This window comes from Siminovitchia terrae, from assembly GCF_003605405.2.
Classification (GTDB): domain Bacteria; phylum Bacillota; class Bacilli; order Bacillales; family Bacillaceae_C; genus Siminovitchia; species Siminovitchia terrae.
The window spans coordinates 278,270-293,899 of sequence record NZ_QYTW02000003.1; the positions used below are offsets into that span (position 1 = coordinate 278,270).

13 protein-coding genes are annotated in these 15,630 nt (G+C 43.2%); all 13 read right to left on the reverse strand.

Annotated features, from left to right (window positions below; all coding sequences use genetic code 11):
* Window positions 1-293: 293 nt before the first annotated feature.
* The 13 genes from D5F11_RS05690 to mraZ all read right to left on the reverse strand — a co-directional run bounded on the left by D5F11_RS05690 (window position 294) and on the right by mraZ (window position 15,490).
* Window positions 294-1,076 (reverse strand): cell division protein FtsQ/DivIB, encoded by a 783-nt coding sequence (locus D5F11_RS05690; protein WP_120115240.1) that lies wholly within the window; start codon window positions 1,074-1,076, stop codon window positions 294-296.
* Window positions 1,077-1,558: 482 nt separating this feature from the next.
* Entirely contained in the window at window positions 1,559-2,470 is a 912-nt protein-coding gene (gene murB, locus D5F11_RS05695; protein ID WP_120115321.1) for a UDP-N-acetylmuramate dehydrogenase, read from the reverse strand.
* 12 nt (window positions 2,471-2,482) lie between these two features.
* Window positions 2,483-3,586 (reverse strand): undecaprenyldiphospho-muramoylpentapeptide beta-N-acetylglucosaminyltransferase, encoded by a 1,104-nt coding sequence (gene murG / locus D5F11_RS05700; RefSeq protein WP_120115241.1) that lies wholly within the window; start codon window positions 3,584-3,586, stop codon window positions 2,483-2,485.
* Window positions 3,587-3,734: 148 nt separating this feature from the next.
* Complete coding sequence (gene spoVE / locus D5F11_RS05705; protein ID WP_120115242.1) at window positions 3,735-4,835, reverse strand: stage V sporulation protein E; 1,101 nt, start codon at window positions 4,833-4,835, stop codon at window positions 3,735-3,737.
* A 49-nt stretch (window positions 4,836-4,884) separates the two neighbouring features.
* A complete protein-coding gene (gene murD / locus D5F11_RS05710) occupies window positions 4,885-6,246 on the reverse strand; it encodes a UDP-N-acetylmuramoyl-L-alanine--D-glutamate ligase (RefSeq protein ID WP_120115243.1) in 1,362 nt (453 codons plus the stop codon).
* Window position 6,247: 1 nt separating this feature from the next.
* Entirely contained in the window at window positions 6,248-7,222 is a 975-nt protein-coding gene (gene mraY, locus D5F11_RS05715; protein WP_120115244.1) for a phospho-N-acetylmuramoyl-pentapeptide-transferase, read from the reverse strand.
* Between the two features lie 3 nt (window positions 7,223-7,225).
* The gene (locus tag D5F11_RS05720) at window positions 7,226-7,666 is read right to left on the reverse strand and encodes a hypothetical protein (RefSeq protein ID WP_120115245.1); all 441 of its coding nucleotides are present in this window, start codon (window positions 7,664-7,666) and stop codon (window positions 7,226-7,228) included.
* Window positions 7,660-9,120 carry a UDP-N-acetylmuramoyl-L-alanyl-D-glutamate--2,6-diaminopimelate ligase gene (locus D5F11_RS05725; protein WP_120115246.1) on the reverse strand — a complete coding sequence of 487 codons (1,461 nt, stop codon included), beginning with the start codon at window positions 9,118-9,120 and terminating at the stop codon, window positions 7,660-7,662. The genes D5F11_RS05720 and D5F11_RS05725 overlap by 7 nt, the downstream gene beginning before the upstream one ends.
* A gap of 376 nt (window positions 9,121-9,496) precedes the next feature.
* Window positions 9,497-11,410: a stage V sporulation protein D gene (locus tag D5F11_RS05730; RefSeq protein WP_120115247.1), complete on the reverse strand. Its 1,914-nt coding sequence runs from the start codon at window positions 11,408-11,410 to the stop codon at window positions 9,497-9,499.
* Between the two features lie 78 nt (window positions 11,411-11,488).
* Complete coding sequence (locus D5F11_RS05735) at window positions 11,489-13,699, reverse strand: penicillin-binding protein (protein WP_126646509.1); 2,211 nt, start codon at window positions 13,697-13,699, stop codon at window positions 11,489-11,491.
* Window positions 13,696-14,052, reverse strand: a complete 357-nt coding sequence (ftsL, locus tag D5F11_RS05740) for a cell division protein FtsL (RefSeq protein ID WP_120115249.1) — start codon at window positions 14,050-14,052, stop codon at window positions 13,696-13,698. The genes D5F11_RS05735 and ftsL overlap by 4 nt, the downstream gene beginning before the upstream one ends.
* Before the next feature lie 30 nt (window positions 14,053-14,082).
* On the reverse strand, window positions 14,083-15,015 hold the full coding sequence (gene rsmH, locus D5F11_RS05745) for a 16S rRNA (cytosine(1402)-N(4))-methyltransferase RsmH (RefSeq protein WP_120115250.1): 933 nt from the start codon (window positions 15,013-15,015) through the stop codon (window positions 14,083-14,085).
* Window positions 15,016-15,058: 43 nt separating this feature from the next.
* Window positions 15,059-15,490, reverse strand: a complete 432-nt coding sequence (gene mraZ / locus D5F11_RS05750; RefSeq protein WP_120115251.1) for a division/cell wall cluster transcriptional repressor MraZ — start codon at window positions 15,488-15,490, stop codon at window positions 15,059-15,061.
* Window positions 15,491-15,630: the final 140 nt, after the last annotated feature.

Sequence of the window (15,630 nt, forward strand, 5' to 3'; positions counted from 1 at the left end):
ATTACATTTATGTATTCGGCAAATTCAGGTAATTTCCTTTTAATCTATTGAATTATTTATGAGTTTCATTCGTTAATTTTCTTGGTTGCCGGCTTCTCCATTCAACAAAATTCTACATTTACCGTCATATTTTTATAGAACCTGCCAAAACCGCCACTAAGTATAAGTCTACACTAAGATGGAGCCACAGAAAAGCCAAACTTGTGATTAGAAAAAGTTTATAGAGTAATCACAGTGAAAAATCCCTGTAGAACTTTGTCACTAAGGCCTTTATTGGTAAAAATTGAGAACTATTATTCCTGCTGCTCTCCTTCTCCACTCGCCCCTTTAGTTTCGTATGCTTTAAAAAATGAACCGACTTCCATGTCAATAACACCTTTGACCTTAGGGTCCAGTTGGCTGACAATAGAGGGATAATGCACCATCTTTTCTGAGAAAGTCAGTATAGTTGCACTCACTTCGAAACCATCATTCATAAAAAGAGTGATATGATACTTGTCCGTTTTCTTCGGTGTATAATGGATTTCCGAAATGACATTTACGATTTCAGGCTTCAATTCCTTCAATTCCTTGGCCATATTTTCCAAGATTGCATCTTCTTTAAAATTGGATAATATTGGCGCGTTAACTGGCACTCCACCCTTCGGGCTGCTTTCAACAATCAGACCATTTTCCAAGATCGGATGGAACTCCGTTCCTGTTAAGACATAAGCAATTGTCTTGTATTCTTGTATTTGCAAGTATACCGTATTAGGAAAAGCGATCTTAACTTTCGCATGCTTCACTTCTTGATGGTCTTCAAGTTTTTGAACTGCTTTCTTCTTATCCAATTTCCAAATGTTGTCTCCGCTTTTAAGACCGCTTCTTTTGATAATCGTTTGATCCGGTACTGATTCATTTCCTTTTACTTTGATTTCACTCACATGGCTTAAAGGTGATTGGAAATAAATCACTAACAGGATCAGAAGGAAAAACAAAGAAATAAGGAAGATGAGCCGCCGGTTCGCCTTGCGTTTTCGATGTTCTTTTATTTTGGGAATCCTGTCTTCCAGGGATAGAACTTTTTTTTGATCCACAGTCATCTCCCCTTTTACCTAATTTTCTCCGGTCTGGCTCAGGCATCCAGCTTCAAGAGGCTATAATCCTATTTCCTGTGATGACTGAAAAACTGTCTGCTCGGGATTGCCTAATTTGCTCGTGCTGATCAAAACACTTACGCTTTTCTATATTATCCAGCTGAAGTGCCTATCGACTAGCAGACCTCACGCCTCCTCCTACGACATCGGCTCCGACGTACAGGAAGTACTAGTGCAGGCGATGCGACAGGACGTCGCTGCTTGAGACTGCCGACGTACAGGAAGCTCTAGTGCAAGCGATGCGACAGGACGTCGCGTTCTGAGCCTGTCAACGCCTAAACCCTCGAGGGTCATAAACCAATTCCCTGTGGCGGCTGAGGAGCGCCTCCTCGGGAATGGGCTTATGCTTGTCGAGATTAAACATAGTGCTCTTCGCGTTTCAACTTAGTCTATAGGTCAAAGGATAGGCGCTTACGCTTTTCCTATTCCCGGTTGCCCTCTACTATTTCCACTTCTGTATGCATTTCAATGCCGTTTCTTTCAAGAACCGTTTCTTTCATATGTTTGATCAGCGCCAAAACATCCTCTGCTTTTGCCGACCCATTGTTGACGATAAAATTCCCATGTAGCTCGGATATTTGTGCCCCGCCAATGGAATATCCTTTCAGGCTGGCATCCTGAATCAGCTTCCCTGCGTGTTCTGGCAGCGGATTGCGAAATACACTTCCACAGCATGGTTTAACGGGCTGGGTATCCCGTCGATATGTCCTGTGTTTCTTCATATCGGCGGCAATCACCTCGCGGTCCCCTTCCTTTAAATCAAAAACGGCTTCAAGAACAATTCCCGGGCGCTTCTTCTGAAGGACTGAAGTCCGATATGAATATTCCATTTCTTCATTGGTGAGCCATTCTACAGTCCCGTCAGGGAAAAGCACTCGTGCTTTTTCCAATATCTTTGAAATATCAGAGCCGTGTGCACCTGCATTCATATAAACAGCTCCACCCACAGATCCTGGGATACCGCCTGCAAATTCAAGACCGCTTAATCCTTTTCTCCCTAAGGCGTTGGCAAGGACAATGAAAGAATAACCTGCCCCTACCTGAACTTTCGTTCCTTCTATTTCAAGAGCGTCCATGCCTTTACCGAGCTTGATGACCACCCCTGCGATCCCTTTATCTGAAACGAGCAGGTTAGATCCGCGCCCAATTACTCTCCAAGGCAGTTGGTATTTTTGAACAATGTCCATCGTCTTTAATAATTTATCTATAGAATCAGGCTCAACAAAAACTTCCGCCGGTCCCCCGACTTTAATTGTTGTATGGTTAGCCAACGGCTCATTTTCCTTCACTTTTCCAACATTGTTTGCTCGCAATTCTTCCATAATCTTTTCCATTTCCATACCCCTTTAACTCCTTCCACGTTCAATCATGCTCAAAAGCACATCATATAACCGGTCAGATGCATCGGGCATCCCCAGTTTCTTCGAAGCTTCGCTCATATTTTGTCTCTTTTTATCATCCAAGAGGATCTCATCAAGAGCAGCCATTAGCCTTTGACTGGACAAGTCCTTTTCCTGGAGCATAATCGCGGCGCCTGCTGATGTAAGAACAGAGGCATTTTTTTCCTGATGGTTGTTCGTTACATACGGGCTTGGAATAAGTATTGACGGAAGACCAAGCGCCGTAATTTCAGCAAGTGACGTAGCCCCTGCCCTGCCTACCACAACATCTATCTCAGTAAGCACTTCTTCCATGTTATGAATAAAAGGAACCACCACTACATTTGGAGAAGCACCGATGAGTTCCACTTCTTTCTTTACATCTTCGAAATGAACTTCCCCAGTTATGTATAAAACTTGATACGGTTTATTGGTAAGCTGTGCCAATGACTTTATTACGGCTTCATTAATCGGCCTGGCTCCTCTGCTTCCTCCCGTAATGAGAGCTGTAGGAATGTTTTCCTTCAGACCCAGCTTGACCAATTCCCCGCGGCTTTCTTTACCGACCACCTCTGAAGCACGTGGATTTCCAGTAAGAATCACTTTTTGGGCAGGAAAAAACTCCTTCGCCGAATCAAAACAGAGCGCCACTTTTTGTACATACTTGCTTAAAAATTTATTCGTTAAGCCCGGTACACTGTTTTGTTCGTGAATCACTGCCGGAACCTTCTTTTTAGCCGCAGCATATACAACAGGAGCCGATACGTAGCCTCCAGTCCCAATTACAGCATCCGGTTTAAAATCATTGATGATTTGTTTGCTACGTTTAACACCCTTTAAAAACCGGAGAACCGTTTTAATATTTTCAAAGGAGAGCGAGCGTCTAAAGCCAGTAATTTCCACTGCTTCAAATGGTATATTCTCTCTTCGAATAATATTTGATTCCAATCCTCTTTCGGTTCCAATGTATAAAAACTTTGTATCCGGATGTTTCTTTTTGATTGTACGGATTAAGGCAAGGGCCGGGTAAACATGTCCTCCGGTTCCACCGCCACTGACAATTATTTTCATAATAACACCTCAATTAGTGTACTCCAATTAATAAACCAAACTCCTTAATTATCTTATTTTACTATATTTTATACAAGAAAAATGTGTTCATTGTAGATTGTTGTTATTTTGAAATAAAAAAGAAACCCAAATGTTATTGAGTTTCTTTTCAGACTCTTGCATAGCGGCTTATATTCAGCAGTACCCCCACTGCCATTAACATGATTGTCAATGAGGACCCCCCATAGCTTAAAAAGGGGAGAGTAATTCCAGTAACTGGCATCAGTCCAGTCACAACACCGATATTAATCATTACCTGAATAGCGATCATGGAGATGATTCCGACAGCGAGGAAGCTGCCGTATAAATCAGGCGCCCCAAGGGCAATTTTTATCCCTCGCCATAGAAGCAGGGCAAATAGCAGAATGACTAAGCTTCCTCCAATAAAGCCAAGTTCCTCCGAAAGGATGGCAAAAATGAAATCAGTCTGCGGCTCCGGCAAGTAAAAGAATTTCTGCCTGCTCTCACCGAGCCCTAATCCGAACAATCCACCTGGTCCGATTGCGTATAGCGATTGGATAATCTGAAAACCGCTATTTAAAGGGTCCTTCCAAGGATCAAGAAAAGAAGTGATCCTGGCCATCCGGTAAGGAGCGGATAAAATCAGTCCGACAAACCCCGCAAGCCCGATCAACCCTAGTACAGCAAAATGGAAAATCCGGGCACCGGCTATGAAAAGCATCACGATACAAGTGCCTACCATTACTGTTCCTGTCCCGAGATCAGGCTGTAGCATAATCAGTCCAAATGCAAGAAACACCAATGCTAAGGAGGGTCCGAGACCCTTTTTCACGGTTGTAATATACCTTTGCTTTTCTGAGAGGAATTTCGCTAAAAAAGCAATCAGTGCAAGCTTGATGAACTCGGACGGCTGGATGGAAAATGCCCCAACACCTATCCAGCTTCTGGAACCGTTCCTTTCCATTCCAATACCAGGAATCAAGACCACGAGCAGCAATATAAAACAAACAATCAATATGGGCTTGGCCCACTTTCGCCAAGACCAATAATCGATGTTCATCATCAAAAACATGGCAGCAAAGCCCAGTCCCGCAAACAGAAGCTGCCTTTTTGCAAAGAAAAAGGAATCGTTAAATTTGTAGTTTGCCCAAACGGCACTGGCGCTGTATACCATGATCAGCCCAATGGCCAACAATGTCAGGGTTACGAGAATCAAAATAAAGTCGGGTGTAGATTTTTTCAAGGGCAACAGTCAGCACCTCTGCCTCCACTGTATTTAAGCCTGTTCCATACACCTATTATTGGCTCTCCTTCAGTTTATGCACGGCTTGTACAAAAATATTACCCCGTACTTCAAATGTCTTATACTGGTCCCAGCTTGCGCATGCAGGAGACAGCAAAACAACATCACCAGGTTCAGATACTTTAAAAGAAAGAGGAACAGCCTCTTCCACATTATCGACGTGATAAATGGATTGTATTCCTGCTTCCTTTCCAGCTTCCTCCAACTTGTCGGCTGTTTCACCGAATAGGATGAGGGCTTTTACACCTGACAAGTATGGAACCAGTTCGAAAAAACCGTTTCCTCTGTCCAATCCCCCCGCAAGAAGAACGACAGGCGCCTGAAAAGCCTCCAAAGCACTCTTGGTGGCCAGTATGTTCGTAGCCTTAGAATCGTTATAAAATTTTCTTCCATTAATGTTCGAAATGAATTGGGTTCTGTGTTCCACCCCTTGAAAAGAGGTCAACACATTTTTAATAGCATCATTTCCTACACCTAGGAGCTTTACTGCCGCAATGGCCGCAAGGATGTTTTCTTGATTATGCTTTCCGGGAAGAAGAATCTCCTCAATGTCAATGACCTCTTCGCCAAAATAAATTATTTTTCCTTCCTTGATGGATACACCTCTTTCTATATAGCGCTTTGTTGAAAAAGGAATGAATGCAGCTTTTGAGAAGCTTACCAGTTCAAGCAGCTCCTCTTGATCGGCATTCACAATTAAGAAATCGTCCATGGTCTGGTTTACTGTAATATTCGCCTTGGCCCTTGCATAATTTTCTTTCGTCTGATGGTAATCTAGATGTGCTTCATATACATTCGTAATGACAGCTATATGTGGTCTGAACTGATCCACCCCCATCAACTGAAAAGAAGACAGTTCCACGACCATTTTGTTCTCACTTGATGCTTCCATTGCCACATCCGAGGCCACAGTACCGATATTCCCGGCAATCATTGGATGTTTTGATGCTTCTTCAAGCATCTTGAAAATAAGAGTAGTCGTTGTTGTCTTCCCATTTGATCCGGTGATACCAATAATGTCAGCTTCTGACACTCGATATGCAAGTTCAATTTCCGTAATAATGGGAATGTCCATTTCCAATGCTTTTGAAACCAGTGGATTTGTATATGGAATACCCGGGTTTTTAACAATCAACTCGAACCCCTCATTAAGCAGTTCGGGGGGATGACTGCCGCAAATAACTGTAATACCTTTTTCAAGTAGGCCTTGTGCCGCGGGATTTTCCTCAAATGGTTTTTGATCGTTTACTGTGACAAATGCGCCCAGCTCATGTAAAAGAGTGGCAGCTGCAATGCCGCTTTTTGCTAATCCTAGCACGAGTATTTTTTTATGTTGATAGTCGGTAATCTTCTTCAATTCACACCCACACCTCTATGTAAATTCCTAAAATGGCAAAAAGCAGGCCCACAGCCCAAAACGTGACAACTACACGCCACTCTGACCATCCGACAAGTTCGTAATGGTGGTGCAGAGGACTCATTTTGAAAATCCGCTTGCCTGTCAATTTGAAAGAAATTACTTGTAAAATGACAGACAATGTTTCAATTACAAAGATCCCGCCGATTACCAATAAAATGATTTCTGTTTTTGTAAGAATGGCCACTGCGGCAATCGCTCCACCCAGAGCAAGAGAACCAGTATCCCCCATAAAAACCTTTGCCGGATGGGCATTGAAAACCAAGAAGCCCAATACTGCTCCTACAACTGCCACCGAGAACACAGCCACTTCATATTGCGACTGGCTCCACGCTAAAATAGCAAATGCCCCAAAAGCGATAGCTGCAGTCCCGGAAACAAGTCCATCAAGGCCATCAGTTAAATTGACTGCATTCGAGAATCCCACAAGCCAAAATATGATGAAAAAGGCATACAACGGTCCCAGTTCAATAGATATATCTGTCAAAGGGATTGCGATAGCCGTGGAGAAATCAAAGGCCTTGAGTACAAAATAAAACACAAGTGCTATCAAAATCTGGCCAAGCAGTTTTTGCTTGGATGTCAGTCCAAGATTCCGCTTAAGGGCGATTTTAATAAAATCATCCAAAAAGCCCAGCAGACCGAAGCCAAACGTGACCAAAATAAGCAAATATGTATCTGATCCCGGTTCTGTGTATTTTCCGGTCATGAGCAGCGTTGTGACAATGATTGAAATGATAATCAAAATCCCGCCCATGGTCGGAGTACCACTTTTCTTTTGATGCGATTTTGGACCTTCATCACGGATGCTTTGACCGAATTTCAGCCTTCTCAAAAATGGGATGAAAAGGGGAGATAATAAGACGGTAATCAGAAAAGCCATGATGATTGTAAATAAAACGACTCTTTCCATCATTTGTTACCTCACCCCGTTCCTATCAACACAATTTTCGTCAGATTGGATCAATTGTTTCATTTTTTCAACCAGGTCATTTGGCTCTGCATGATCCTTTGTTTTCGGAAATAGGACCCATGTCTTATGATTCGCCTTTTCAAGGCTCACCTTGTGGCAGTTTTCCTCTAGTATCTTAACAGCAGCAGACAATGTCCCACCTTTTGCAAGAAAGACAGGAAAATGATTCGGCGTGTAAAAAGGCAATTCCTTTTCTGAAGGCCAGACAGCAGCAATTGCACCGTTGGAAATAGCAGCTTGAAGGTCTTCGTCCTCTCCATTTTGAATAAATAAGCCTTTCGGTTGTTCTTCATCACTGGTAAAAGCAATGCTGGCAAACGACATGCCTGCATCCTTGATACCTTTTGATTCAGGTAAGATTTTTTCAATTTCTTCGTATGTCAACATTTTCTTAACTCCTTAATGGCATTGCTCGCAACGAGGCGGTCATCAAAATCAAATACCTTATCCCCGATGATTTGATACGTCTCATGTCCTTTCCCTGCAATCAACACTACATCTCCTTCCCGGGCAGCATTGATAGCTGCAGTAATGGCCTGTTTCCGGTCAGAAATGACTTGATATTGCTTTCCTTCTACACCTTTTTCCATATCTTTCAAAATGGCAATCGGATCTTCCGTGCGAGGATTGTCGGAAGTAAAAATCGGATCAGTTGCATATTTACAAGCTGCTTCGGCCATGAGCGGGCGCTTTGTCCTGTCCCTGTCTCCTCCACATCCGACAACAGCAAAAATTCGTTTTCCAGCAAATTCCTTTATAGTTTTCAAGACGTTTTCCAAACTGTCAGGTGTATGGGCATAGTCAACGATAACAGAAAAATCCTGCCCTTCGTCTACACCTTCAAAGCGGCCGGGAACTCCCTGAACAGCCTCCACTGTACGGATAATGGAACAAAGTGGGACATTCGAGACATATGCTGCCGCTATTGCCGCCAAAGTATTGTAGACACTGAACTTCCCCATTAACTTTAAAGAAACGTTGTTTTTCCCTTCTGGAGAAATAAGCGTAAACGATGTTCCACTTCTGCCCATTACGATATTTTGAGCCATAAAGTCGGCGGAATGATCAATTCCGTATGTGACCACATGTGCGGATGTATCGAAAATATACTGTTTTCCTGCCGGATCATCCACATTGATGACAGCAAATTTCGGCTTCGTATATGTATTTCCCAGTTTTGTAAACAGAAGTCCTTTTGCTTTCTTATATTCTTCCATTGTTTGGTGATAATCCAAGTGATCCTGTGACAGATTGGTAAAGACAGCCACATCAAAGTCGCACCCATCTACCCTTCCTTGTACAAGTGCATGCGAAGAAACCTCCATGACTGCAGCGTCAACGCCTTCACTAACCATTTCGGCAAAGGTTTCTTGAAGCACAATCGTGTCGGGAGTTGTGTTTTTTGTCTCAATTACCCTGTCTCCAATTTTCATGCTGATCGTTCCAATCAGCCCAGTCGCAAGGTTGGCTTCTCTAAAAATCTCTTCGACCATGAAACTTGTTGTTGTCTTCCCATTTGTACCAGTGATGCCAACTAGACGCATCTTTTCAGTTGGATGGCCATAAAATACATCAGCCAGAACTGCCATAGCATGTTTCGTATCCTTTACAACCACTATTGGGACGGAAAGCGGCAGGGGCTTTTCGGATACGATGGCTGCCGCTCCCTTTTCGGCTGCTTCTTTTGCAAAATCATGGCCGTCCACACGGTGACCTTTAATACAAATGAACATCGAGCCCGGCTCTACTTTTCTATGGTCATTTACAATCGCAGTGATTTCTGTGTTTTCTAAGGTTGGCTTTACCAACGGCAAAGCTTTTAAAAGTGTATGAAGCTTCATCGTTACGATCCTTTCTATTTCATTAAATGGCTGTTAAGCATTCAAAAGATTTCAAGCGGGAGAGATCTCCCGACTGTATAACTCTACTTGATTCGCAATTATTTTACCACATCCAGCATTCATAATATACCGCGATAGGCAAGCAGATGGAAAGCGAAATCCAAATTTTTTAAGGTATTTCCGATATATTACAAACCATTTTCCTAAGCACAACGGTAAAATAAATTTAAAAGCACCGTTATCATCTATATGCTGGTTCGGAAATAAGTTCCCAATTTTTTCAATCTTAAAAATCTACCCTTTAAATCATTAGGGTAGATCTTTGCTTCGTTCCTTTTAACTTTTTCATACCCTGTTTTTGAACAAGCAAGTTTACCTATCTCATATAAACCCTTATGACAGATCCCGCTTCAACCTTTACGCCCGGATCTGGAGCCTGCTGAATCACCTTTGCTCCATCACCGCTGACTTCAAGCTTCAGGTCCAACATTTGCTGAAGGAGTTCTTTTCTTGTAAAACCTTTTAGGTCTGGCACAGTGACCATTTTCGGATCATTCCAATTCGTCTTTTTTTCAATCTGATTTTTTCTCGGTTTCACATCAAGGGCACGCAAGGAATCCTCCATAATTTTTCCTACAATAGGCGCTGCGACAGTTCCCCCAAATTGAATAGTTCCTTTGGGATTATCCACTGCAACATATATAACAAGCTGTGGGTCATCTGCAGGCGCGAACCCGATGAAAGAAACGATATGATTATTCTCAAGATATCTTCCATCTTTGGCTTTTTGGGCAGTTCCTGTTTTGCCGCCAATTCGGTAAGTATCAACAAAAGCATTCCGCCCCGTCCCTTGGGCAACGACACTTTCGAGAGCATGGCGAATTTCTTTGGAAGTTTTTTCCGAAATAACCCTCCTTTTCGCCACTGGCGCCTTTCTCATCGCTGTTGTCCCCGTAACAGGGTCAACCAGTTCCTTCGCAATGTAAGGCTGATAAAGCGTACCTCCATTTACCGCAGCTGCAACCGCAGCAACCTGCTGGATGGGTGTGACTGACACTCCTTGGCCAAAAGCGGTTGTTGCCTGCTCAACTGGTCCCACTTTGTCCATTTTAAATAGGATTCCTGTCCCCTCTCCGGCAAGGTCAATGCCAGTTTTTTGCCCGAAACCAAAGCTCCTGATATATTGAAAAAGCTTTTCCTTGCCCAGTCGATCTCCCAGTTGCACAAAACCCGGGTTACACGAGTTTTGGACAACCTCCAAAAAGCTCTGGCTGCCATGTCCTCCTCTTTTCCAACATTTAAGAGTTGCCCCGCCAACTTTCACTGAACCAGGATCATAAAAATGGTCATGTTCCAGATCGACAAGTCCCTCTTCGAGTGCCGCAGCAAGGGTTATAATTTTAAAGGTGGAACCCGGTTCATAAGTGCTCCAGATCGGCAGATTCCGGTTGTATATTTCCTGGGGTACATCACGGAAGTCCGAAGGATCGAATGACGGCCTGCTTGACATAGCTAGAATTTCCCCGCTATTCGGATCCATGGCTATGGCTGCAATCCCGTCTGGGCTGAACTGTGCTTCGGCACTATCCAACTCCCTTTCCATGATGGATTGGATTTTCGTGTCAATTGTTAATTTTAAATCATATCCATCAACTGGAGCCTCAAAATCATCCGACATATCCGGCATTCTTCTCCCTTTAGCGTCGGAAAAAAATTGCACAGAGCCCCTTTTTCCTTGTAACTCTTTATCATAGTAGAGCTCAAGGCCCATCAGCCCTTGATTATCTACGCCAGTAAATCCCAATACATGAGACAAGTAGCGCCCAAATGGATAGTGACGCTTGGAATCTTCTGCTATATAAACACCTTTTATATCCAATGCGCTTACTTCCCTGGCTTTCTCATAGGAAATCTTTCTTCCCTCAGGAATACGCTCACTAGAAGAATTTGCTGTCATGTGTTTGTACAATTTTTCTTTTGACACATTTAGGACTGGAGCAAGGCTTTCTGCGGCAGCAGCCGGGTCTTCAATTTGCCTTGGTATGATATAGACCGTAGGTGCACTTTTATTTTCAGCAATCGGCACGCCGTTGCGGTCCGTTATTTTTCCCCTTTCTGGTTCAAAAGGGATGTTTCTGCTCCACGAATCACGAGCACGGTTCGTCAAATCGTCCCCTAATACGAATTGCACGTATCCCAACCTCATATCGATGATTAAAAAAACGATAAGTCCAATCAGCAGGAAATAGGACAGTCTTTTTCTTACTGTTACAGTTGAAACCCGCTTCACAAAAGGCCCCCCTCTTTTTACGGTTCGTTCAACTATATGTCTTGTCCTGCATGATTAGACCAACGTCCACGCCATGTATCAGTCCAGCGGAGCTTCTTCTTCCGCCTTGTCTTTTTCGGATTTCTTTTTTTCAACCATTTCAGTTTGGTTGGCGAAATTGGCAACAAGGTGGTCGCCAGCTGTTACTTTGGAGTTTGGCTTTATGTTTTGTTTCATCAAATAGCCGTTCCCCACCATATTAACCTTCAATTCTGCCAGTTTGGCCACTTTGAGAACATCCCGTTTTGACCATCCTGTCATATCCGGTATTGACAGTTTAGCGTCTGTCTTAATGACCACCTTCTCCCCTTCAATGACTCGATCTCCCTTCTTGGGAGAATGCGAGAGAATTTGTTTTCCATTCCCGAGGAGTACTGGCTTGAGGCCCTTTTCCTTTAAAAACTCTGTTGCTTCTTGAACATTCATGTCAGTTAGATCCGGCAATTCGGTGATAACCGCCTTCTCTTTCTTTTCAGGCTCAATGTTCAAATATTGAAGGCTGCTTTTCATTACCGGCTTAAATATTTCTGCAACGGGCAAAGCACCGTTTTCATCCTGCCTAAGCTTTGGCTTTTCTACAACCACATACATCACCAGCTTGGGATCATCCTTCGGAGCCATTCCCAAAAAAGAAAAAATATAATTTTCCCTTCCCTGCAAATATCCACCATTTGGAGCAGCTATTTGTGCAGTTCCGGTTTTCCCTGCAACGGAATATCCATCAAGCTGATAAAATTGATTTCCGGTACCATTTTCCGCCGTAATGACGGTTTCCAGAATATCTCTGACTTCTTTTGCACTCTTCGAGCTTAGTGGCTGTCCGCTCACCTCAGGCTTTGTTTCGGTGACATCGCCGGTAGCGGTGTCTACAATTTTATCCACCACATACGGTTTCATCATTTTTCCGTTATTGGCAATGGCTGAAGCTGCCTGGATCATCTGCATAGAGGTCACGGTTGTTCCTTGTCCAAAGACACTGGTTACTTTTTCAATCGGCCATTCATACAATATTTTTCCGCTTGCTTCATTCGGAAGGGCAATACCCGTTTTTTGCCCGAATTTAAACTTATCCATATAGTCACGCCAAGTATCTGTGCCCATTTTTTCCAGTAGATAGGCAAATCCGACGTTGGAAGAACGTTGGACCCCTTCCAGATAGGTTATTGGACCCCAACCGTTTCCTTGATTATGGTCTTTGATCGGAGGTTGCTTATTGTTCAAATAGTACTTTCCGGATGGGAAGGTCGCATTCGGATTGAAGACCCCTTCCTCAACAGATGCAGCTAATGAAAATATTTTCATCGTCGAACCCGGTTCAAATGAACTTTCAACCACTTCGTTATGCCAATTTTTTTCTATTCCTTCTCGGGTGACCGGATGATAGGTGGGACGCTGTCCCATGCCGAGGATCGCCCCCGTTTTCGGATCAGCAACAATGGCAAGAATTCTCTCAGGTGAATATTTCTGATCCACCTTATTCATCGCATCTTCAAGAAAGGTTTGGATTTTTTTATCAAGGGTTAAATAAATGTCCTTACCGTTCTTTGGCTCTTTAATCTGTTTTTTGGAGTTAGGCAAAATAAAGTCCCAGACATCTCCCTTATATGTGAGGGAGCCATCCTTTCCGGTGAGCATTTCATTATAGCTTTTTTCCAACCCCGCTTTACCGACGATTTCGGTAGATTCTCCATTAGACTGTTCCCCTTGGGCATAGCCAATCAAATGCGAAGCGAAAATACCGTTCGGATAAAATCGTTTCGTATCCTTAATGAAGCCTATGCCTGGCAGTTTCAACTTTTCGATTTCTTCCTTTACGCGGTGAGGAAGGTCCCGGCCAGCCGGACCAAATTCAACCTGTTTCCGTCCTTTTTTCGTCAGCCGTTCATAGATTTCCTGCTCGCTGAGCGAAATATGTTCCGAGAGTTTCTTGGCAGTTTCCTTTGGGTCTACCACGTGATGCGGACGCTTCGGGTCCAAAGTGACCTTCTTATCCATCACGGCGATTAGAGTATAAGATGCTGAGTCTTCGGCGATTACCTCACCTTCGCGGTCATAAATGGTCCCTCTCTTGGCTTTTAGCACATCAGTCCGTTTATACAATTGCGATGCTTTAGCAGCCAGCGCCTGCCCCTTCACTTCTCCTGTATACTGGATAGTTATGAAACGAACGGCCAAGACAAAAAAAAGCAGCCCGAATATAAAAAATAACAGTGCTGCTCCTATGTTTCTATTTTTTTTTTGAACATTCATCGATTCTCAACAACCTTAACATTATTCTCGTTCAGATTTAGGCCCAGTTCTTTGGCTTTTTTCCAAACCCGCTCATATCTGCTGAGTTCGTCAACTTGCATCGCTAAGTCAGCATTCACTTTTTCATGTTTCTGGATGTTTCTTTCCACTTCCTGAGCTTCTTTATTCGTATCGTAGACTGCAGCTTGAACTGTAATAATTTTTACGGCCATAAAAATTATAAAGGCAGCGAGAAGCAAATACAACACTTTTTCGCCCGGACTTATTTTTACATGTCGCCGAACTGTTGTTTTTTGAACTTCCTTTTGCTGAACACTATTATTTTGTTGGAGTTGTTGTGCCAAGTTACTCATTGACTTCCCCCATTTCTGACTGTTTTTAGATTATAATTTTTCGGCTATCCGTAGTTTCGCTGATCTCGAGCGGTTATTGGCTGTCAATTCAGCTTCTACTGGTACAATCGGCTTTCTATTTACTAGTTTCAGTACAGGTTTGTATTCTTCTGGAATGACCGGCAATCCCGGCGGAAGGTCAGGTCCTTCGCTGGCTTCCTTGAACACATGCTTACAAATCCGGTCTTCAAGGGAATGGAATGTGATGACACTGATCCGCCCTCCTGAATTCAATAACTCGATAGCCTGCCTCAAAGAGTTTTCAAAAACTTTCAATTCGTCATTGACAGCAATCCGAATGGCCTGAAAAATCCGTTTAGCCGGGTGACCTCCTTTTCTCCGCGCAGGAGCCGGAATACTATCTTTAATAATTTCTACCAGCTCGCCTGTTGTCTTAATAGGCCGTTTCTTTCTTGTTGCCTCAATATTCCTCGCCACTTGTTTCGAAAATTTCTCTTCTCCATACCGAAAGAAAATTCGCACCAAGTCTTCATATGGCCATTCGTTCACAACATCATAGGCCGAGACGTCTCCGTCCAAGTCCATCCTCATATCCAATGGCGCATCGTGGTGATAACTAAAACCCCGCTCAGGATTATCCAACTGCGGTGAGGAAACTCCAAGATCGTAAAGAATACCATCCACACGCGTAATACCCAACTTCTCTAATTCTTCAGCCAAATACTTAAAATTACTTTTCACCAAAATCAATTGGTCTTTGTGTTCTGCTAGCTTCTTACTTGCATGATCAATGGCTGTCTCATCCTGATCAAAGGCAATCAGTTTTCCTTCATCTGATAATTGGGACAAAAGGTAGGAGCTATGTCCTGCACCGCCTAGCGTGCAATCAACATATATACCATTCGGCTTTATATCCAGACCATCAACTGTTTCTTTAAGCAATACCGTCGTATGTGAAAACACTTTTCAATTCACCATCCAAATCTATTCCGAAAGTTGGAGCATTCTATATATCGAAGTCAATCATATTCTCGGCTATTTCTGCAAAAGACTCTTCAGATGCTGAGAAATAGTCTTCCCATAAATCTTTGCTCCAAATCTCAAAACGACTGGATACTCCTAAAATAACACATTCTTTTTCCAGTTTCGCATAGCCAAGAAGAGATGCGGGCAAATTAACCCTGCCCTGCTTGTCCAGTTCACATTCCACGGCCCCCGAGAAGAAAAATCGGGTAAAAGCACGTGCGTCTTTCTTGGTAAGTGGGAGAGCTTTTAATTTTTCTTCGATCTGTTTCCATTCTTCCATTGGGTAGCCAAATAAACATTGATCCAACCCCCGGGTAATAACGAACGAATCACCCAAGTGCTCTCTATATTTAGCAGGCACAATCAAGCGGCCTTTTGTATCAATGTTATGTTGGTATTCACCCATGAACATGACCTTTGCCCCCACTTTCTATAATAACTGTACCACAATCCCCCACTTGCCACCACCATTTTTTTAATGAATATTCCAGGGTTTTTATCATCGATTTTCGATAAAAAAAAAGCCTGCTCCCAAGGAAGCGGCTTTTTTCC

Bases quoted from the DNA above. Each gene is read 5' to 3' on its own strand.
- murB (WP_120115321.1), bottom strand. From the start codon at position 2,470: ATGGAAAAGATTATGGAAGAATTGCGAGCAAACAATGTTGGAAAAGTG.
- murG (WP_120115241.1), bottom strand. From the start codon at position 3,586: ATGAAAATAATTGTCAGTGGCGGTGGAACCGGAGGACATGTTTACCCG.
- mraY (WP_120115244.1), bottom strand. From the start codon at position 7,222: ATGATGGAAAGAGTCGTTTTATTTACAATCATCATGGCTTTTCTGATT.
- D5F11_RS05720 (WP_120115245.1), bottom strand. From the start codon at position 7,666: ATGTTGACATACGAAGAAATTGAAAAAATCTTACCTGAATCAAAAGGT.
- D5F11_RS05725 (WP_120115246.1), bottom strand. From the start codon at position 9,120: ATGAAGCTTCATACACTTTTAAAAGCTTTGCCGTTGGTAAAGCCAACC.
- D5F11_RS05735 (WP_126646509.1), bottom strand. From the start codon at position 13,699: ATGAATGTTCAAAAAAAAAATAGAAACATAGGAGCAGCACTGTTATTT.
- ftsL (WP_120115249.1), bottom strand. From the start codon at position 14,052: ATGAGTAACTTGGCACAACAACTCCAACAAAATAATAGTGTTCAGCAA.
- mraZ (WP_120115251.1), bottom strand. From the start codon at position 15,490: ATGTTCATGGGTGAATACCAACATAACATTGATACAAAAGGCCGCTTG.